Below are 19,246 nucleotides of genomic sequence, written 5' to 3' on the forward strand. Positions count from 1 at the left end.
AGATGACGAACGCACCGTCGGGCGGCGGACTGGACGGCGGAGGTTCCGGCAAGGGCTGGGACACCCCGTTCAACATGAGCGACCTCGACAAGCTGAAGAAGATGGTCGCGGACGCCAGGCCGCAGACCATCAAAGAAGTCGCACAGAACTGGACCGAGGTCTACGAGCACCTCGTGGGCTCGGACGGCAGCGGCGGCCTCAAGCAGCAGTTCGACAACTCGGTGAAGAAGGTCCTGGAGAAGTGGAAGGGCCCGTCCGCGGACAAGTTCAAGGAAGCGGCTGACAAGATCAGCCACGAAATGGCCATGGGCGGGGCCTTCGCCCAAAAGGCAGGCAAGGCGATGGACGACTCCGCGGACCGCCTGTACGCCGTCCAGGACCAGGTCCAGAGCATCGACGTCGACTGGTGGGACAGGGCGTGGGACGCGGCGAGCGACACCTTCAGCTCGATGAGCGGCGGGGACATCGCCAAGATGGTCGCCGGCGCTGGAGCGGGACCGTTCGGCGGCCTCTACAACGACTACGTCCTCTACAAGAAGTACAAGGAAGCCCGCGAGTCCGGCGGCTTGGAAGCCGACCTCGCCAGCGGCATGCAAACCCCGGACGTGCTCAAAAAGTGGGGCGACAAGATCGGCGCGGACAAGCAGGCCGCGCTCCAGGCTGCGACGCATATGGAACAGCTGGGGGCGGCCTACAAGTCGAACGCCAAGCAGCTTGAAGGCGACGACCCTGTTTTCAAGCCCCCGGGGGTGGACAAGCCCGGCACTGGTGGCCCCGGCGACATGAACGTCCCCGGTGCCGGTGGCACGAACCCGGGCCTTGGTGGAGGCGGCATCGGCGGAGGCGGCGGAGCGGGCAAGGGCATCCCCGGCTTCGACACGAACGGCCTGACCCCGCCGACGGCTGGTGGGGTTCCCCCGTCCCAGATCGGTACGGGACTGGACAGCGCCGGTCCTGGCCTCGGCGGCCCTGGCGCCGGGGCTGGAGGCGGAGCCGGTGGCGGCCTCGGGGCGGGCGGCGGACTCGGCGGCGGCGCCGGTGCAGGCGCGGGCGCGGGCGGCGGCCTCGGTGGTGGCCTGGCCGGCGGCATGGCCGGTGGCGTCGCGGGCGGCGCGGCGGGGCTTGCCCGTGGCGCGGGCGGCGGTGCGGCCGGGCGTTCTGGTGCGGCGGGCCGGGGTGCCGGTGCCGGTGCCAGTCGTGGCATGGGTGGCATGGGCGGCGGCGCGGGTGCCGCAGGCGGTGCGGCAGGCAAGGGCCTCGGCGGCAAGACCGGTGCGGGTGCACGCCTGAAGGGCGGCATGGTCGGCGGAGCGAAGGGCAAGACCGGCGGGGCATTCACCCCTGGCGGTACGGGACTTCGCAACCGTGGCAACGCCTCGGGCGGCACCGGAGCCGCTGGCAGGGGCCAGAACGGCCGCAATGGCTTCGGCCCCGCCGGAGCCGGCGGCCGCGGCGGCGGGAGGCAGCAGGGGGAGGGCGGCAACAACAGCCGTCGGCCCGACTACCTGGTCGAGGACGAGGACACTTGGACGCCGAAGCAACGCAAGGCGAACCCGCCCGTCATCGAGTAACGAGATAGCGTTCGTGGGGCCCACGACCATTCCGGTCGTGGGCCCCACGCACAACAGCACAAAAATCCGCAGAAAGGTGTCAGAGCATGCGCTTCGCGCACAGGACGCTACGCGCGATCGGTGGCGCGGCCATGGTGGGAGCCCTGGTGCTCGGCACCGCGACGGCCGCGACGGCGGACGCGACCAGAGACGGCCAGTGGCAGAACAAGGCCTTCAACCTCGACGACGTGCACAAGACCGCCACGGGCAAGGGCGTCACCGTCGCCGTCCTCGACGACGGCGTCAACGGCAGCCAGGCCGACCTGACCGGCAACGTGCTTCCTGGGAAGCGCTGCAGCGACGATCAACCGGCAAACCAGGAAACCCGCGACATCCACGGCACGGGCATGGCCGCGCTGATCGCCGGTCACGGCCACGGCTCCGGCAACAGCCAAGGCGTACTGGGCATGGCTCCCGACGCGAAGATCCTCCCCGTTGACGTCTTCGACCGTGACGGCGTCCCCCTCGGCACGAAGAAGACGAAAGCCTGCCAGTGGGACGAGGCCATTCGCTACGCCGTCGACAAGGGCGCCGACGTCATCAACATCTCCGTCTCGCAGAGCTACGCGGACGAGATGGACAAGGCGGGCATCGCCTACGCTCTCGCCCACAACGTCGTCGTCGTCCAAGCCTCGGGGAACGACGGCTCGGACGAATCGGATGGCCTCGGTTCGATCCCTGGTGTCGCCCAGGTCGGCGGCTCCCTGCAAAACGGCAACGTCTGGGGGGAAGCGAACCGCTCCAAGCAGCTGATGTTCACGGCTCCCGCCAAGAGCATCACCGTCCCCACCCCCAACGGCACGTACGAGGACGCGGGCGGTAACACCCGTCAAGGCGACTACATCACCACCGACGGCACCTCGATGTCCGCCGCCATCGCCTCCGGCACCTTCGCCCTCCTCAAGCAGAAGTACCCGGACTACACGCCCGGCCAGCTGGTCAACCGGATCATCAAGACCACGTATATCGCCGAGGGCGTCGACAAGTCGAAGCTCCCCGACCCGAGCCACGGCTACGGCGACCTGAGCCCCCGCCAGGCGCTCACCGCGAATGTCCCCAAGGGCGGCGCGAACGGCCCCTGGGACCTGTCCGCCCTCCCGAAGGCGTCCGGCAAGGACAACGCGTCCGGCGGGTCCTCATCCTCCGGCACCGACGCTGCGTCCAACTCCTCCTCGGACAGCGACAGTTCGAACACGATGCTCTACGTCGGCATCGGCATCGCCGCACTCGTCGTCATCGTCGTGGTCGTCGTGATCGTCATCCTGGTCTCCCGCAACAAGAACAACCGCGGCGGCCCGGGCGGCCCCGGAGCCCCCGGCACCATGCCACCCCCGTACCAGCACCAGGGCGGCTACCCGCCCCAGCCCCAACAGCCCAACCCCTATGGCCAGCAGCAGCCCCCGCAGTGGGGACCCCCGCGCCAGTAGCCAGGCATTGACGAGGCCCGTGACCGCTCCCGGTCACGGGCCTCACCGCATCACCACACGCCTACGCGGAGCGTTCGGCAACCAGGGTCAGGGATCAGAGAAGGTGATCCGCCTTCCCCGCCTTGATGTCCGCGATCAGCGCACGCAGCGCCTCCCGACTGTCGGTGATGTGAACATCCTCGGCTCCGGCCACGGCGATATGGGCGTTGCCATCGGCATCCGTGCCTATGCGGAAACAGTTGGCCCCCTCCGCACAGAACGGTTCCTCCCAGGTGATGTCAGACACGACATGGCTCCTCATGCGTCATACGCCTTCTGGCGTCATCGATGTTCGCGAGCGATCTTCTGGATGAAGTCCCTGGATTCCTCGGACCCGAGCGATGCGCGCTCCATCCACTCCAAGTGGGCGTGGTATTTGGCGAGTTGAGATTCGGCGTGGGCGAATTCCGGGCCATGCGCGGAGTCGAGTTCCACCGTGTCCAGTTGAGGCACGACACCCTCGGCGTAGATCACCGCCTGCCCGGCGCCGGGAAACGCTCCAGCCTTGAACGGTACGACCCGTACGTCGACATTGTCCCGCCCCGACAGCTCACAGAGCCTGTCGAGCTGGGCCCGAATAACCTTGACGCCACCGAACTCGACACGCAGCGCCGCTTCATGGATGTACGCGGCGTACTCGACCGGATCCGACTTGTAGAGGATCTGCTGCCGTTGCATCCTCAGGGCGACCCGAAGCTCAATTTCGTCCTCGGACAGGACAGGCAGCGCCGCGGCGAAAAGTGTGCGCGCATAGGCGTCGGTCTGGATCAGGCCCGGCACATGCATGGCGATCCCTACGCGCAACCGGCGGGCGTGCCATTCCAGTTCGGCGATATCCAGCAGGCCGGCGGAGAGCTGGCCGCGATACGACTCCCACCAGCCGCGCGACCTGTCGGCCGCCATGTCGGCGAGGGCATCCACGTACGCCTTGTCATGACACTCGTAGTTGCAGGCGAGCGTCCTCAGCCGCTCCGGCGTGATGGACCGAACTCCCGCCTCGACGTTGGAGATCTTGGCCCGATCGAGCCCCAGCAGACCGGCTGCGTACTCCGTGGACGCGTCGGCCGCGATCCTCATCTTGCGGAGTTCCGCCCCCAGGCGTCTCTGACGCTCGGTGGGCGTCGACCTCGGCGGCATTCGCCAGCTCCTCCCATGAGTACGTACGCCAGTTTGCCAACCGTGAGCCAAGACGGTCCACCACCATCGTGGTAAATCCAGAGACTGGGTGGCAAGTTGCCACCACACCACCCTACAGTCGGTAACGCACACGCTACACACGGCAGTTGGCAGTGCATCGCGCGAGCCTGCCCGCAACCTCCTGCCCTGGGAGGGGTGGACCCGCGCCAGGGAGACGAGCCACCGACTGCCACGGCATCCCCCTTCAACACCCCCATACGCAAGGGAGTCGGCCATGCCCACCGTCCTGCACCCACCCACCCCCACCCCGGCGAACCCCCACCCACTCACGCTCACCGTCACACTCCCCGCCACCCCCTCGTCGGCCGGCATCGCCCGCAGCGCGGCGTCGGCGGCGCTGCACCGGTACGGTCTGGGCCGCTTCACTCCGGTGACGGTCCTCGCGGTCACCGAGCTCGCGGCCTGCGCGGCACGTACGGTCCCCGGCACCAATATGCGTATCGAACTCGCCCAGTACGAGGGCGGGTTGAGGATCACCTCGCTCAACACCCACCCGATGTCGGGCACTGGACGAGGCGGCCTCTGGCTCCTCTCGACCGCCGTCGAGGACTGGGGCGGCAACTGGGGCGTCCTGCACACCCACTCACCCACCACCCGGTCACTGACCTGGATCGACCTCCCGCACTGACGCCACCCACGGCAACGTCCCCACTCGACCAGCACGACAAGGGCCCACGGCCGCCACCCAATTCCCACTAAGCTGCCCGTGGTGAGCGCAGAACGGCGAAAGGGCTGATGCGGCGTGGGAACGAACGGCGAGGCGCCGAAGGAGACGCCCGAGGAGATGCAGGCTCGTAAGGAGCGCGAGAAGAACGAGTTGTACGCGCTCGACATCTCCGGCGTCACGTGGGAGAGCGCACCCGGTACCGAGCAGGACGAGGAACGCGTGGAGATCGCGAAGCTGCCGGACGGCGCGGTGGCCATGCGGTCGTCGCTGGAGCCCGAGACGGTGCTGCGGTACACCGAGGCGGAGTGGACGGCGTTCGTACTCGGCGCGCGCGACGGGGAGTTCGACCTGGAGCCGTCGCCGCGCAACGGCGGGATGGACGCGTAGAGCCAGAATACCCGGAAAACGGAGGCTGGAAGAAGGCCGAGACCGTACGGAGGCCCTGAACCGCCCTCACACCAGGGGGTTTCAGGGCCTCACGTTTGAATCGGCGGCGCCGCGGGCAGCCGCCCTCCGCTCAGTTCGCGACGCACATCTCCCACGCACCTTCCTCGTGAGCTCCGCCGCCCGATGACCGCCGCCAACGCCCGCCGGCGAGAATCCCGCAGGCCCTCTCCTCGCCGCTGCGGCACTATCACCAGCGATCTCAACCGACCACAGCGGCTGCCTGTTGGGGCTACTGGAGCCGTGGGGTTTGCCCCCGTTTGTGGACATCTCTTGAGGATCGGATCGTGGGATCCGAGATGGAGGTGTCGCAATGGCCGCGCAGCGGTATTCGGAGGAGTTCAAGCGGGACGCGATCGGTCTGGTGGCATCCACCGGTCGGTCAGTCAACTCGGTGGCCAAGGACCTCGGGGTCAACACCGAGTCGCTGCGCAAGTGGGTCCGTGCGGCCGAGACCGAGGCCCGGGGTGCGGGCGGTGAGCCGATGACGCCGGCCGAGCGCGAGGAGCTGAAACGCCTGCGTAAGCAGGTCCGTGAGCTGGAGCTGGAGAAGGAGATCCTGAAGAAGGCGGCCCAGTATTTTGCGAAGGAGATGAGTCGATGACCAGCCGCTGGCGGTTCATCTCCGCCCACCACATGCAGTACGGCATACAGCGGCTGTGCAGAATCTTGGGCGTCTCCCGGTCGGGCTTTTACCGGTGGCGACAGGCAGCACCGGCCCGCCAGGCACGAGCCGGGGAGGAAGCTGCGCTCACGGAGAAGATCCGGGGCATCCACACCGCATCGAAGGGTGCGTATGGCGTGCCACGCATTGCACGGGAGCTGCGGGAAGAGGGTCCGGTGGTCAATCACAAGCGGGTGGCCCGCCTCATGCGGGCGGCCGGGATATCCGGGCGCCATCTACGCAAGGGAAAGCGGACCACAGTGCCCGACGCCCGGGCCCCGAAAGCGCCGGACCTCTTGGAGCGGGACTTCACCGCACCGCGCATGAATGTGCGCTGGTGCGGCGACATCACGTATCTGCCCGTCGGCGCGGGCTGGATGTACTTGGCGACCATCATCGACATTCACTCGCGACGGGTCGTGGGCTGGTCGATGGCCGATCACATGCGGGCCGACCTGGTCGTCGACGCCCTGCAGGCCGCAGTGGCCACACGGGGCGGATCGGTCCAGGGAGTAGTTTTCCATTCCGACCGCGGAACGCAATATGCGTCCGCTGCATTCGCCTCAGCTTGCCGGACGCACGGCATTCGCCGCTCGATGGGACGGGTGGGGTCCAGCTACGACAATGCGATGGCCGAATCCTTCTTCGCCAGCATCAAGCGTGAACTCCTGCACGGAGAACGCTGGTTGAACAATTCGGAAGCAAGGATTTCGGTGTTCTCCTGGCTGGCCTGGTACAACAACCGGCGCCGCCGTTCCGCGCTCGGTCAGGCCAGTCCGGTCGAGTTCGAACAGCGCTCGATCAACTCAGGTAGCCTGAACTTGGTTGCATAGTTCGTAGATGTCCACGTAGCGGGGCAAAGCCCACTACCGAAGACCGCCAACGGTGCCAACATGTTCGATGCGGGATACCGGCTCCCTGACGGCGGGATCCTCATCGTTGAGGACAAGGCTCCAGGAAACAGCCTCGACTGGCGGCAGGGCCGTGCTGACCCCGAGGATCCGGAGAATCCGCACCTCGGCGACAATGGTGGCGCGGCCGGCATGCGGGTGAAGCAGGGGACGCGCCACTATCTGCGGACCATCATGGCCGAGATGGCCAAGCGAGGCGGACAGGACGCCGCCCTTGCCAGGGAATTCCGAAACGCCCTGAAGGCAGGGAAGTTGAGGTATGTGTTGGTCCAGACGCAGGAACCGGACGGGTCCCTCTATGCTGGCGCGGTCATAGAAGAAATGCAGATCGAGAAAGAAAGGGGGGCACGTGGTAACCCGAGTTCCCCGTCATGACTTTCCCGTGGACAACGCGGGCGACGCCATGGCACCAGTCATCGAAAGCGCCAAAGACGCTCTCGCCGAGCTTGAGACCTCCGAGTTCGACCGGTTCGACGCGCTGGATCTTTCGCTGACCGTGGCCAAATGGGCCTGTCTCGTAGATCCCGTCGCGGCCGAGTCCCGAACGTGGGAGGCGTGGGTCATCGCCATGCAGGTCGGTTCCGGTCTGTTCCTCTCCGGTACCGCCGCGGAAGGGCCCGTGCCCTGTCGACTCGGAACCAAGGGCGAGATCAAGAATCTTCCCGCGACCGGACCTCAGGAGTACCTGCACGCGGGAAATTGGCTGACCTCGTACTATCTTGCCGCGATCTGCCGCGAGAACGAGCGGCTCGACCAGCTCGCCCGCGTACCCGTCTCGTTCCTGCGCTCCTCCGGGGTGGAGTTCGACGAGTACATCTACGCATGGGTGGAAACGCTGCAGAACGCCTGGTTCGGCCGCCAGGAGACGTGGAACACCCTGGCCACCGCCATCGACGGCACGGACCCCGCAGCACCCCATATCGCCAGCGCCGAACTCATGCTCAAGGTCCTCTACCCGCCGCTCGAAGTATTCCATCGCTACCAGCGCCAGGATCCGGAACCGTTCAACGCGGCGTTGGCCGACGCCGTCACCTGGCATCGCGAGTACTGGTCCGACGACGAGGCGAGGATGCGGAGCAGCGAGGGGCTGGTGGCTCTGGGGCCGTTGGCCGTCGCCTGTATGGCCTTTGACGCGGGCATTCCCGTCGACGTCGAGTCCGAGTATCTGCCGAGACATCTCCTGGAACGGACGTGGGTTGGCCAGTTCCCCACGTGATGGGCCGCGATGCCCCCTCCCCTGTAATGCAGTAGTGAATCAGGAGCACACGTGACCAACCTCAGCGGAAGCGACCGCCCCATACCCTCCAGCGCCGAGGAAGCGCTGGAGATCGGCCGTACGCAGTTCCCATCCGTCTGGCCGGGCGGTACCCCCGTCGTACTCAAGGTTCATGAATTCGACGTCGGCTACCTCATCCACGCCCACATGCCTCCGCCCGCCGATCCAACGGCGCCCCCGGAGCCGGGCGGCAGCAACATCGTGATCTCCAAACTCGACGGCGAGATCACCGATGTCCCCAACTACCCCGTGGAGACGGCCGTTTCCGTCTATCGGCAGTTCCACAGACCGGCCCGCTAAGGTCCGTATCCGTATCCGTACGGCCCGCTCAACGCTCGATGCGCATCTCCCCCCGCACCTTCCCCGTAAGCTCCGCCGCCTCCTCCGTCGACAGGCCGAAAGTTCCGTCGTACGGGGTAACCAGCCCGACCGTCGAGTAGTCGGCCCAGCCGCACACCCTCGTCTCGCGGTCCCCGTCGTCGCTGTCGAAGTTGTCCACATCGAGGGTCGCGCAGGCCAGCACCGCGCCGTCGAGCGAGTCCGTCTCCGTCTCCTCCTCCGAGGACAGCGAGGAGACCACGTTGCCGGGGGCCTTGCGCGTTGATTCGCGGAGGCTGTCCCTCATGAGTCCGAAGTAGTGGCTCAGGGCCAGTTCGGGGTTGTTGAATTCGCCGTAGGCGCCCGAGACCGTGAACCGCTTGCTGTTCTGCGCGCGCCGTAAGGTGTCCTGGGCAGCGTTCGGGTCGGAGGAGTCGGCGCCGTCGAGGAGTTCGTCGGAGTAGGTCGCGGCGATCTCCGTGGGGGTCTTGATGTCGTAGCGCGCCAGTTCCTCGGGGTCCGCCGTCCCGAGGCCGAGGTGCGGGTCCGATTCCTCGCCCGCGCGGTAGTACGGGGCGAACGACAGCGTCGACGGCGCGGACAGCTGGTGCGGGCCGTCGTCCTGAGGGCCCTGCGAGTCGAGGTACCAGAACAGTCCGCCACCGACCATCGCCGCCAGCGCCAGCCCCACACCGGCGACGATTCCGCAGGTCCTCCACCCGCCACTGCGGCGCTGCGGAGGAGTACCCCAACCGCCGTACGGGAGCTGGCCGTTCGGGCCGGGTGGCGGGTAAGGGCCAGGCTGCCCGTATGGCCCCGGCTGCCCATACGGAGCGGGCTGCCCCGGCTGCCCATACGGACCCGGCTGCGCGCCGTACGGACCCGGCTGCGCGCCGTAGGGCCCCGGCCCCGGTTGTTGGGGCGGGCCAGGTACGTACGGGCCTGGGTGGTTGCTGCTCACGGCTGGGGTCCCTTTCCGTTTCCGTAAGGATGCGAGGTCGCGTCGCGCCATCCTTCCGTACCAACCTCCGCCTCCAGCACCGCCGCCGACTGCTGCGCCAGCGCGGCGACCAGCCGGGCCGGGAGCCACCCGGGGGTGAGGAGCGCCGAGGCGTGGTCCGTCGCGCCGAAGCCGGTCGGTTGCGATGGCGTCGCGCGGTTGACGTCGGTCAAGTCCGCGATCAGCTCCGCCAGTTGAGGGCGCCCCACCGGGTCCCCCGACAGGCACCGGCCGATCAACGACCGGAGTCGCGGCGGGATCTCCTCGCGTTCCGGCACCGTGTGGCCCGTCGCCGCGTACGCCAGGGTCGCGCCCAGCGCGTAGACGTCGCCGAGCGGGCGCGGCATGCCGCCCGAGGCCTGTTCGGGGGCGAGGGCCGTGTCGTCGATGCCCGGGAGGCCCCGCCGCACCGCCCCCTGCGGCGCCGCCGCCCGCACCGCGCCGAAGCAGTCGAGGCGTGGGCCGTCGAAGGTGAGGAGGACGGCCGCCGGGGAGACGCCCGCGTGGACGAGGCTCTGGCCGTGGATGACGGAGAGGGTTTCGGCGAGCGCGACGCCGAGGGCGCGTACGGTGCGCTCCGGCAGTGGGCCGCCGTGCAGGGCGAGCGCGGTGGGGAGCGGCAGCACGGGGACGTACGGGCGCGCGTGCCAGGGGGCGTCGCCGGGGCGCGCCAGTTCGACCGTGGGCAGCGTCCACGTACCCAACAGGTAGCGCGCGGCGTCCGCTTCGGCCATGAAGCGGTTCGGGTCGACGCCGGGGGCCGGGGTGCTGAGGAGGACCGTGCGGTCGCCGTCGGGGGTGCGGGCGATGTGGCGGCGGGCCGCCAGGCCGGCCGCCACATCGCCGATGGTGGGGTCGAGCTGGGTGAGCGGGGTGAGCGGGAGGTACGGGCCCACCTGCGGCGCGATGCCCTGGGTGCTGTGCATGGGTGTCGGGTGGTCCCTTCGGGCTCAGAACGCGCTCAGCGCGTGCACGGTGCCGTCCGTCAGCAGGAAGATCCGGTTGCCGTCGGCGGCGAGCCGGGAGTAGTGGGGGCGGGGGTATCTGGCCGTCCAGGGGTTCTCGCCGTCCTTGCGCGGGATGCCGCGCAGTTGGAGTTCGCCGATGCCGTCGCCGTCGTCGCCTACCCAGACGGCGCTGCCCTGGACGCGGACGCGGCTCGGTGTGGAGGGGCCGACCGCGAACCACTCGCGTTGCCCGTCGGCACGGCGGAGGGACTGGGTGATGTTGGCGATGCTGACGTACAGGTGGGAGCCGCTTACTTCCGGCGGGCCCCATTTGCTGTGCGCGGCGTCGGTCAGGGAGAGGGGCATGGTGGACCACGCCAGTTTTCCGTCGGTGAGCGCGCGGGCCTGCATGGTCTTGCCGTTGATGTAGACCGTGCCGCCGACGATGAGCGGGCGGACCTCCGATTCCGACTCGTCGGGCTGGCGCCGCCATGCCGTGCTTCCGTCGCTCGTGCGCACCGCGTGGACGGTTCCGCTGGTCGTCGGCACGACCAGGACGCCGCGGGCCACGGCCGCCGGGCCGTGCAGCTTGCCGCGGAACTTCGCGGGCACGGTCACCGTCCAGCGCACCTTGGCGTCCGACGCACCGACGCAGCGCAGCCGGTCGTCCTTCGTCGTCAGGTAGACCGCGTCGGCGTCGGCGGCGAGGAGCGTGGCCGCCTCGGCCTGCGCGCACGTCCACTTGGCCTTGCCGGTGGCGGGGACGTAGGTGTGCAGCGTGCCCTCGTCGTCGGCGCCGACGACGAGCCTGTCGGCCAGCGATACGTATCCGCTCTTGGGCTGGAGGTGCTCGGCGGCCCAGCGCCGCTTGCCGTCCTTGACGGAGTGCCCGCCGATGCCGCCGGAGCCGAGCGCGAAGACGAGGACGTCGCGCACGGGCAGCAGTTCGGGTGTGGTGACGTCGGCGGTGGCGACGGACCACAGCTTCATCGAGCCGCCGTTCTCGGCGTAGTTGTCGCGGGGCTTGGACTTCAGGGCGTGTACGGGGGTCTTGGCCGCGGCCGGAATGTCGAAGAGGGGGCCGTCGGTGCGGGTGCGGGAGTCCCGGGAGCCGTACCACCACGCGGCCGTCCCGGCGCCGGCCGCCGCGACGGTGCCGCCGACGGCAAGCGTCGTCAGGAGGCGTCTTCGGGACATGGCCGGCCGCTGCTGAGGCTGCTGTACGCCGCCGACGATGGTCGTCGACAGCTGCCGGGCACCGGTCTCCCGTTCGGTGATCGCGGCGGCGATGGAGCCGCGCCGCCAGGCCTTCTCGGCGCCCTTGGGCGGCCGCATCGCCTCGGCGATCTGGGCGGGCGTGGGCCGGTGGGCCGGGTCCTTGGCGAGGCAGGGGGCTATGAGGGAGGTCAACTCCGGGGCTATTCCGTGGAGTTGGGGCTCGCCGTGCACCACCTCGTACTGCACCGCCGCGACGTGTCCGCCGTCGAACGCGCGCCGCCCACTGGCCGCGTACACCAGCACCGCGCCCAGCGAGAAGACGTCGGCGGCCGGTGTCACCCGGTGGCCGAGGACCTGCTCGGGCGCCCCGTACCCGGGGGTGACCGGCACCTCGCCGGTCGTGGTGAGCGTCAGGCCGTGCTCGGGGCGGGCGATGCCGAAGTCGATGACGCGCGGGCCCGTCGACGTGAGGACGATGTTCGGCGGCTTGAGGTCGCGGTGGATGAAGCCCGCGGCGTGGATGTCGGCGAGGGTGTGCGCGAGGGACGCCGCGAGGGCGCGCAGGGCGGGCTCGTCCAGCGGGCCGTGCGCCTCGACGGCCTGGTCGAGGGTGAGCCCGGCGAGGAACTCGGTCGCCATCCACGGCCGTCCGCCCTCGGTCCACGCGCCGAGGACATTGGCAACTCCCTTGCTGCGTACGGCCTGTGCGGCCTGCGCCTCGCGTACGAAACGCTGGGCGAGGTTCGGGTCGTGGGCGAGTTCGGGCTTGAGCACCTTGACCGCGGCGAGCGTCGCGGCGCCGTCCTGACCGACGTACACCTTGCCCATGCCGCCCTCGCCGAGCACGCCGAGGACGCGGTAGGGACCGAGGCGGAGGGGGTCGCCGATGCCGAGGGGTTTCATGTGGGGCCTTCTGCCGGGGCGTTGGAGGGGGTCGCTTGGAGGGGGTCGTGGAGAGACAAGAGAGGGAGACGAGAGAGGGAGACAGGAGAGGGAGGCACGAGAGGGAGGCACGAGGGGCGGAGGCAAGAGGGGCGGAGGCGCGGCGTCACTTCATGGGGTACGCCGCCAGTTCGCTGTTGTCGCTGAGCGAGAGGACGAGGGTGCGTCCCGGGTCGGCGTAGAAGCGGTCGCCGTCCGTCTTGTACGTGGCCACGACCGCCCGGGTCCTGAGGTCGACGGCGCGCAGCTGTGCGCCGTTGCGGTAGTACGCGCAGGTCCTGCCGACGAGGGGGCGCCACGCCGTGGACTGTTCGTCGGCGTCGGCGCCCTTCTCCGACCACAGGCGCTTGCCGGTGTGCGCCTGGTACGCGGTGAGCCCCGTCCCCTGGACCACGGCGTACAGGACGCCGCCGGCCAGCGTCGGAGGCCCGAAGGCGCGCACCTCGGGCGTCTTCTCGGGGGTCTGCCAGCGCGCCTTGCCGTCCTTCAGGGCGACCGCGCGCAGCCGGGTGCCGCCGATGTAGACGTACGTGTCGTCGACGGCCGGCTCGGCCCACAGCGGGGCGATGTCGTCGACGAGGTACGGGACGTCCCACAGCACGCGGCCGTCCTTCAGGTCCCGTACGACGATGTGGGGTTCGTCCTTCTTCATCTGCTGGTACGTGACCAGGCGCCCGCCGGCCACCTTCGCGGCGAGGATGTGCATGGCCGGGTCGACATCGTCCCGCTTGGGCAGCGGCCGCGACCACACGGTTTTTCCGGTGGCGCAGTCGACGGCGCGCAGCGTCCACTTCTGCGCGGGCGTGTAGCCGATGGTGTCGCCCTTGCCCTGGCCGACGACGACGTACGCGATGTCGTCGGTGACGCACAGGAGTTGGTTGCCCTCCAGGTGGTCGGTGGTGTCGTCGAGGCGGGCGAGGGCCTTGAGTCTCTTGCCGGTGCGCGGGGCGATGGTCTCCAGGGTGACGGGCTTGCCCGCCTGGTCGTCGTCGTACACGTCGTACGAGAGGTGGTAGAGCTTTCCGGCCGCGGCGGTCCAGTTCCAGGAGCTGCCGATGTGCTCGTCCCAGCGCTTCTTGCCGTCGGTCGCGCCGAGCCCGCGGGCGTATCCGCGCATGGCGACGGCGGTCCCGTCGACGATGGCCGGGACCGAGGTCTTTCCCTTGACGACGCTGGTGTCGAAGTAGCCGGATTCGGACCAGAGGGGGTCGAGGTTGCGCTGGCCGGGGGCGGGTTCACCGGCGTCGTCGGCGTTTCCCGGCTTGGGGTCGGCCGCCGCTTCCGGCTGCCCGGAGGGCCTTCCGGTCCACCACCAGGCGGCGCCGCCCGCGACGGCGCCCGCGCCGAGGACGCCGCCGACGGCGAGGAAGCGGCGCCGGGACGCGGTTCCGTCCGCGGTGCCGATGGCGGCGGTGGCGGCGGACTGCGGCACGGTGTGCTGTGGCGGGGCGGGCATGCGCTGCGGGGCGATCTGCCATACGTCGACGGCCCTGCGCCCGATGTCACCGAGCAGCGTGGCGGAGAGCTGGTCGACGAACTCGCCGTCCCCGCTGTGCAGTTGGGCCGCGAGCTGCTGGGTGGTGGGCCGCTGCGCGGGATCCTTGTGCAGACACCACGCCAGTACGGGGACGAGCGCCGCCGGTACGCCGGTCAGGTCCGGCTCCCCGTACCGCACCCGGTACAGCAGGTCGGCGGCCTGCCCGTTGCCGAACGGGCCGCTCCCCCGCGCCGCGTACACCAACACCCCGGCGAGCGCGAACACGTCGCCTGCCGGGCCGTGTTCCTGCCCGGTCGCCTGTTCCGGTGACATGAAGGCGGGGGTGCCGACGGCGGATCCGGTGCGGGTCAGGCGGTCGTCGCCGATGGCGCGGGCGATGCCGAAGTCGATGACCTTCGGCCCGTGGGCCGTGACGAGGATGTTGGACGGCTTGAGGTCGCGGTGCACGACGTCGCTGCGGTGCAATTGCCCAAGTGCCGCGCACAGGGCGGCGCCCAGCGCGCGTACGGTCGCCTCCGGCAGTGGGCCGCCGGTCTCGACGGCCTCGTCGAGGGGTGGTCCGAGTACGTACTCGGTGGCCAGCCACGGGGTGTCGGCGAGCGGGTCGGCGTCCACGACCTTCGCGCCGAACTGCCCGCCGATGACACGGGCGGCGTCGATCTCCAGCCGGAACCGGGTGCGTCCCGCCGGGTCGGCGGCGAGCGCGGCGTGCATCGTCTTCACGGCGACGGTCCGCCCACCGGCGGTCCGCGCGACGTACACCGTGCCCATCCCGCCGCTGCCGAGTCGTGCGACGAGGCGGAACGGGCCGAGTTGGGCGGGGTCGTCGTGGGTCAGCGCGGTAGGGCTAGGCATGGGGTGTCAGTTCTCACCGTGATCGGGTGTGCGGTGGGCGGGGCGCAGGTCAATTGGGTTGCCGTACGCGCTCGGGCGGTGAACCGCCCCTGATCCGAATCCGCACGCCACGCCTCCCCCGCCGCCGTCCGAACCGTGACCTCCCCTGTCACGGCGCGGAGAGTCTAGTCGACAGCCTTTGACGTGGGGGGGTGGAAGAGCCTGCCGTGCGGTGGGTTGTGGTGATTAGGCTGTGGCCCGCCGGTCCTCGACCACATCAGGAGGCGTTGTGAACGACGAGCGTGACGAGGACCGTGGTCCGTCCGACGCGGAAGCCGGCACCGCGCCGACGCCCGACTTCACCAGCGAGTACGCCCCTCCACCCTGGTCCACGCGGCTCCCCGACACGCCCCCGGCCGACCTGGAAACCGGCCCCACCCTGCGCCTCTCCGCCCCCTCCCTGAACCGCGACTTCGCCGAACTCTCCGCCCTCGGCGAACCCCAACCACCCGCACCCAACGAGGATCCCACCCCGGAGCAGCGGTCGCGCGCGTGGCTCGACGCGCATCGGGTGCACGTGGAGATCGATACGCGGGGCGGGGGTGGGAGTGGGGCCGGCGCCACCGCACCCGCACCCGCACCCGAAGCTGAGGCCACACCTGCTACCGAGGCCACACCCGGAGCCGGGACCACACCCAGCGCCGAGACCGCGACGCCCGGCGCCAACACCACCCCTACAGGCTGGACTCCCCCGCCCCCTCCGGCGAACGGAGTCCCACCGCTGCCGCCGACGTACCTTCCCGCCGCACCGTCCCCCGCCCCGCAGTGGACCACCCCCGCACCCGACCAGCAGCCTCCGCCACCCCCACTGCCGGCGACCCCACCCGCGCCACCCACCCTGCCCCCCAATTCGCCTGTCCCGCAGCCCAGTTACGGTTTCCCTCAGCCCCAGCCCGGTTTCGGCCCGCCACCCCCGCACACCTACGCACCCCACGCCCCCAACCCCACCGCCTACACCACCCCCACCGCCCCCCTCGGCTACACCGCCGCCGTCGAGCTCTCGGCCGACCGTCTGGTCAACGGAAAGCGCCAGAAGCAGCGGAGCCGTGCTCCGGGCGCCCCCACCGGCGGGCGCTTCAAGTTCGGGGGGAAGAAGGAGGAGTCGGAGCGGCAGCGGAAGCTGGACGTCATCCGCACCCCGGTCAACACCTGCTACCGCATCGCCGTGATCAGCCTCAAGGGCGGCGTCGGCAAGACGACCACGACGACCGCTCTCGGCTCGACCCTCGCCGCCGAACGCCACGACAAGATCCTCGCGATCGACGCCAACCCGGACGCCGGAACCCTCGGCCGCCGCGTCCGCCGCGAGACCGGCGCGACCATCCGCGACCTCGTGCAGGCGATCCCGCGCCTGCACTCGTACGCGGACATCCGGCAGTTCACCTCGCAGACCCCGTCCGGCCTGGAGATCATCGCCAACGACGTGGAACCGGAGGTCTCGTCGACGTTCGACGACGCGGACTACCGCCGCGCCATCGACGTACTCGGCCGCCACTACCCCGTCGTCCTCACCGACTCCGGCACCGGTCTGCTCTACTCCGCGATGCGCGGAGTCCTCGACCTCGCCGACCAGTTGATCATCGTCTCGACCCCGTCCGTCGACGGCGCTTCCAGCGCCAGCACCACCCTCGACTGGCTGACGGCGCACGGCTACGACGAACTCGTCGCACGCTCCCTCACCGTCATCTCCGGCGTCCGCGAAACCGGCAAGATGGTCAAGGTGGACGACATCGTCAGCCACTTCAGGACCCGCTGCCGCGGCGTCGTCGTCATCCCCTTCGACGAGCACCTCGCGGCCGGCGCCGAGGTCGACCTCGACATGGTGCGCCCCAAGGTGCGCGAGGCGTACTTCGACCTGTCCGCGATGGTCGCGGAGGGCTTCAGCCACGGCCGGCCCCCCGAGCACCCTGGACACCCGGCACACCCCACGCACCCCGGCCCCACCTGGCAGGCGCCCCCGCCCCCACCCCCGCCCCCATACCCGCACCCATAACACCCCTCCAGGTGCCACCTCCTGGCCTGCAAAGCGTCATTGGTCTCCACCAATGTGCGTGAAATGCAGGTCAACTCGTTATTTCCGCAGGCCACATGGGGTTCACCCACCGTTGACGTTTCTCAACTGCCGCTGGTAGACCAACACTTCAATCAGCCAAAAACCGAAGACCAGCCCAGCTGTGCGATCGATGCGCGAGGTCACCGCCGATGGACACACCAGTTCAGCAAGACCAGCACGACAGAACGGCACGCCCCGCGCGGCGAGGAGTACGGATACTCCTCGCCTCCGGAGCCGCGGCATTCACCCTGACGGCCGGCCTCGCCACGCCGCTCAACCCGGCGCCGCACCAGGCGGAGGCGAACACCACAGCCAACGCCCAGGCCGCCGCACAGGCACAGGCCCAGGCCGCCGCCAAGGCCAAGGCCGATGACGGCAAGAAGAAGACCCTCACCGTCGCCGTCGCGCAGAGCGTCGACTCGCTGAGCCCCTTCCTGGCGACCCGTCTGGTCAGTACGAGCATCCACCGTCTGATGTACGAGTACCTGACCAATTACGACCCGAAGGACAACCACGTCATTCCGGGGTTCGCCACCAAGTGGAAGCCCTCGGCCGACAAGCTGACGTGGACGTACACCATCCGCTCCGACTCGAAGTGGTCCGACGGCCAGAAGGCCACCGCCCACGACGCCGCCTTCACCTTCAACAAGATGATGACGGACGACGGCGCGGCCACCGCCAACGGTTCGTTCGTCGGCAACTTCAAGAAGGTCACCGCGCCCAGCGACACCAAGCTCGTCGTCGAGCTGAAGAAGCCGCAGGCGACGATGACGTCCCTCGACATCCCGATCGTGCCCGAGCACATCTGGAAGGACGTCAAGGACTACTCGAAGTACAACAACGACGACAAGTTCCCGATCGTCGGCAACGGTCCGTACATCGTCACCGGCTACAAGACCGACCAGTACGTGAAGTTGAAGCGCAACCCGGACTTCTGGCGCAAGACGAAGACGCCGCAGTTCGACAACATCGTCTTCAAGACGTACAAGGACCAGGACGCCGCGGTCGCCGCCCTGCGCAAGGGCGAGGTCTCCTTCGTCGCCGGCTCCCCCGCCCTGACTCCCGCCCAAGCGGCCTCCCTCAAGGGCGAGAAGAACATCAAGGTGAACGAAGGGCCCGGGCGGCGCTTCTACGCGATCGCCGTGAACCCCGGCTGGAAGACCAAGAGCGGCAAGAAGTTCGGCGACGGGAACCCGGCGCTGCTCGACAAGGACTTCCGCCAGGCACTCTTCAAGTCCGTCGACACCAAGAAGATCGTCGACAAGGTCTTCCAGGGCCACGCCGTGGAGGGCCAGGGCTACATCCCGCCGCGCTTCAAGGACTACCAGTGGCAGCCCACGGCCGACCAGAAGCTCGGCTACGACCCCAAGGCCGCGGCCAAGATGATGGACGACGCGGGCTACAAGCTGAAGGACGGCAAGCGCGTCGGCAAGGACGGCAAGCCGATCAACCTGCGGATGCTGTGCCACGCCACCGACCCGAACGACAAGGCGGTCGGCAAGTACCTCAAGGAGTGGTGGGGGAAGGTCGGCGTCGGGCTCAAGCTGAACTGCGTCGACGACGTCTCCGTGCCCTGGTACGCGGGTGAGTACGACCTCGCCTTCGACGGCTGGTCGGTCAACCCTGACCCGGACTTCGTCCTCGGCATCCACACCTGCGCCGCCCTGCCGAGCAAGCCGAAGGAGGTCGCGCAGACCGACAACGGCATCTGCGACAAGACGTACGACAAGCTCTACAACCAGCAGCTCGCCGATTACGACCCGGCCTCGCGCGCGGACACCGTCAAGAAGATGGAGTCCTGGCTCTACGACTCCGGCTACATGAATGTCATGGCGTACCCGAACGCCGTCGAGGCGTACCGCACGGACCAGATCAAGTCGATCCAGACGATGCCCACCGCGGCCGGCAACATCTATGGCCAGGACGGGTATTGGAGCTGGTGGTCGGCCGAGCCCGCCTCCGCGTCCGACAGCGAGGACAGTGGCTCGTCCAGCTCCACCGGCATCGTGATCGGCATCGTGGTCGCGGCACTCGTCGTCATCGGCGGCGGACTGTTCGTGGCCAGGCGGCGCCGCACGACGGCGGACGAGCGCGAGTAACACCTCCTCGCGGCACACCGCGTACGAGGCACGCCTCGTACG

At 69.3% G+C, this 19,246-nt stretch carries 16 protein-coding genes; 10 read left to right on the plus strand and 6 right to left on the minus strand.

Going from position 1 to position 19,246, the window contains the following annotated elements; translation table 11 throughout:
- Nucleotides 1-2 precede the first annotated feature (2 nt).
- Both RBJ65_RS24100 and RBJ65_RS24105 read left to right on the plus strand, forming a co-directional pair.
- On the plus strand, nt 3-1,571 hold the full coding sequence (locus tag RBJ65_RS24100; protein WP_306332169.1) for a hypothetical protein: 1,569 nt from the start codon (nt 3-5) through the stop codon (nt 1,569-1,571).
- An 86-nt stretch (nt 1,572-1,657) separates the two neighbouring features.
- Complete coding sequence (locus RBJ65_RS24105; protein WP_306324207.1) at nt 1,658-3,037, plus strand: S8 family serine peptidase; 1,380 nt, start codon at nt 1,658-1,660, stop codon at nt 3,035-3,037.
- A 94-nt stretch (nt 3,038-3,131) separates the two neighbouring features.
- Here the strand turns inward: RBJ65_RS24105 and RBJ65_RS24110 are convergent, their stop codons facing one another.
- Entirely contained in the window at nt 3,132-3,323 is a 192-nt protein-coding gene (locus tag RBJ65_RS24110) for a hypothetical protein (RefSeq protein WP_306324208.1), read from the minus strand.
- A gap of 35 nt (nt 3,324-3,358) precedes the next feature.
- The gene (locus RBJ65_RS24115; RefSeq protein WP_306324209.1) at nt 3,359-4,213 is read right to left on the minus strand and encodes a helix-turn-helix transcriptional regulator; all 855 of its coding nucleotides are present in this window, start codon (nt 4,211-4,213) and stop codon (nt 3,359-3,361) included.
- A 274-nt stretch (nt 4,214-4,487) separates the two neighbouring features.
- Here RBJ65_RS24115 and RBJ65_RS24120 point away from each other — a divergent pair, with 274 nt between their 5' ends.
- The 6 genes from RBJ65_RS24120 to RBJ65_RS24145 all read left to right on the plus strand — a co-directional run bounded on the left by RBJ65_RS24120 (nt 4,488) and on the right by RBJ65_RS24145 (nt 8,535).
- Nucleotides 4,488-4,901 (plus strand): hypothetical protein, encoded by a 414-nt coding sequence (locus RBJ65_RS24120; RefSeq protein WP_306324210.1) that lies wholly within the window; start codon nt 4,488-4,490, stop codon nt 4,899-4,901.
- Nucleotides 4,902-5,057: 156 nt separating this feature from the next.
- Nucleotides 5,058-5,327 carry a DUF397 domain-containing protein gene (locus tag RBJ65_RS24125; protein WP_306324232.1) on the plus strand — a complete coding sequence of 90 codons (270 nt, stop codon included), beginning with the start codon at nt 5,058-5,060 and terminating at the stop codon, nt 5,325-5,327.
- 370 nt (nt 5,328-5,697) lie between these two features.
- A protein-coding gene (locus tag RBJ65_RS24130) for an IS3 family transposase (protein ID WP_306324211.1) occupies nt 5,698-6,881 on the plus strand; the annotation gives its coding sequence in 2 pieces (ribosomal slippage) (nt 5,698-5,967 and nt 5,970-6,881; 1,182 coding nt in all).
- Between the two features lie 60 nt (nt 6,882-6,941).
- Entirely contained in the window at nt 6,942-7,334 is a 393-nt protein-coding gene (locus RBJ65_RS24135) for a hypothetical protein (RefSeq protein WP_306324212.1), read from the plus strand.
- 7 nt (nt 7,335-7,341) lie between these two features.
- Entirely contained in the window at nt 7,342-8,175 is an 834-nt protein-coding gene (locus RBJ65_RS24140; protein ID WP_306324213.1) for an immunity 49 family protein, read from the plus strand.
- Nucleotides 8,176-8,226: 51 nt separating this feature from the next.
- The gene (locus RBJ65_RS24145) at nt 8,227-8,535 is read left to right on the plus strand and encodes a hypothetical protein (protein WP_306324214.1); all 309 of its coding nucleotides are present in this window, start codon (nt 8,227-8,229) and stop codon (nt 8,533-8,535) included.
- A 28-nt stretch (nt 8,536-8,563) separates the two neighbouring features.
- Here RBJ65_RS24145 and RBJ65_RS24150 read toward each other — a convergent pair whose 3' ends face one another.
- The 4 genes from RBJ65_RS24150 to RBJ65_RS24165 all read right to left on the minus strand — a co-directional run bounded on the left by RBJ65_RS24150 (nt 8,564) and on the right by RBJ65_RS24165 (nt 15,013).
- On the minus strand, nt 8,564-9,244 hold the full coding sequence (locus RBJ65_RS24150) for a hypothetical protein (RefSeq protein ID WP_306324215.1): 681 nt from the start codon (nt 9,242-9,244) through the stop codon (nt 8,564-8,566).
- Between the two features lie 266 nt (nt 9,245-9,510).
- Nucleotides 9,511-10,479 carry a serine/threonine protein kinase gene (locus tag RBJ65_RS24155; protein WP_306324216.1) on the minus strand — a complete coding sequence of 323 codons (969 nt, stop codon included), beginning with the start codon at nt 10,477-10,479 and terminating at the stop codon, nt 9,511-9,513.
- Nucleotides 10,480-10,503: 24 nt separating this feature from the next.
- Nucleotides 10,504-12,621: a serine/threonine-protein kinase gene (locus RBJ65_RS24160; protein WP_306324217.1), complete on the minus strand. Its 2,118-nt coding sequence runs from the start codon at nt 12,619-12,621 to the stop codon at nt 10,504-10,506.
- Between the two features lie 145 nt (nt 12,622-12,766).
- Nucleotides 12,767-15,013, minus strand: coding sequence for a protein kinase (locus tag RBJ65_RS24165; protein ID WP_306324218.1), 2,247 nt, complete (start codon nt 15,011-15,013; stop codon nt 12,767-12,769).
- A gap of 268 nt (nt 15,014-15,281) precedes the next feature.
- On the opposite strand from RBJ65_RS24165, the gene RBJ65_RS24170 reads away from it, so the two are divergent.
- Both RBJ65_RS24170 and RBJ65_RS24175 read left to right on the plus strand, forming a co-directional pair.
- Nucleotides 15,282-17,045, plus strand: a complete 1,764-nt coding sequence (locus RBJ65_RS24170) for a MinD/ParA family protein (RefSeq protein ID WP_306324219.1) — start codon at nt 15,282-15,284, stop codon at nt 17,043-17,045.
- 209 nt (nt 17,046-17,254) lie between these two features.
- Nucleotides 17,255-19,204 carry an ABC transporter substrate-binding protein gene (locus RBJ65_RS24175; RefSeq protein WP_306324220.1) on the plus strand — a complete coding sequence of 650 codons (1,950 nt, stop codon included), beginning with the start codon at nt 17,255-17,257 and terminating at the stop codon, nt 19,202-19,204.
- The last annotated feature ends 42 nt before the right edge of the window (nt 19,205-19,246 follow it).

The organism is Streptomyces sp. KL109B (assembly GCF_030766935.1).
GTDB lineage: Bacteria > Actinomycetota > Actinomycetes > Streptomycetales > Streptomycetaceae > Streptomyces.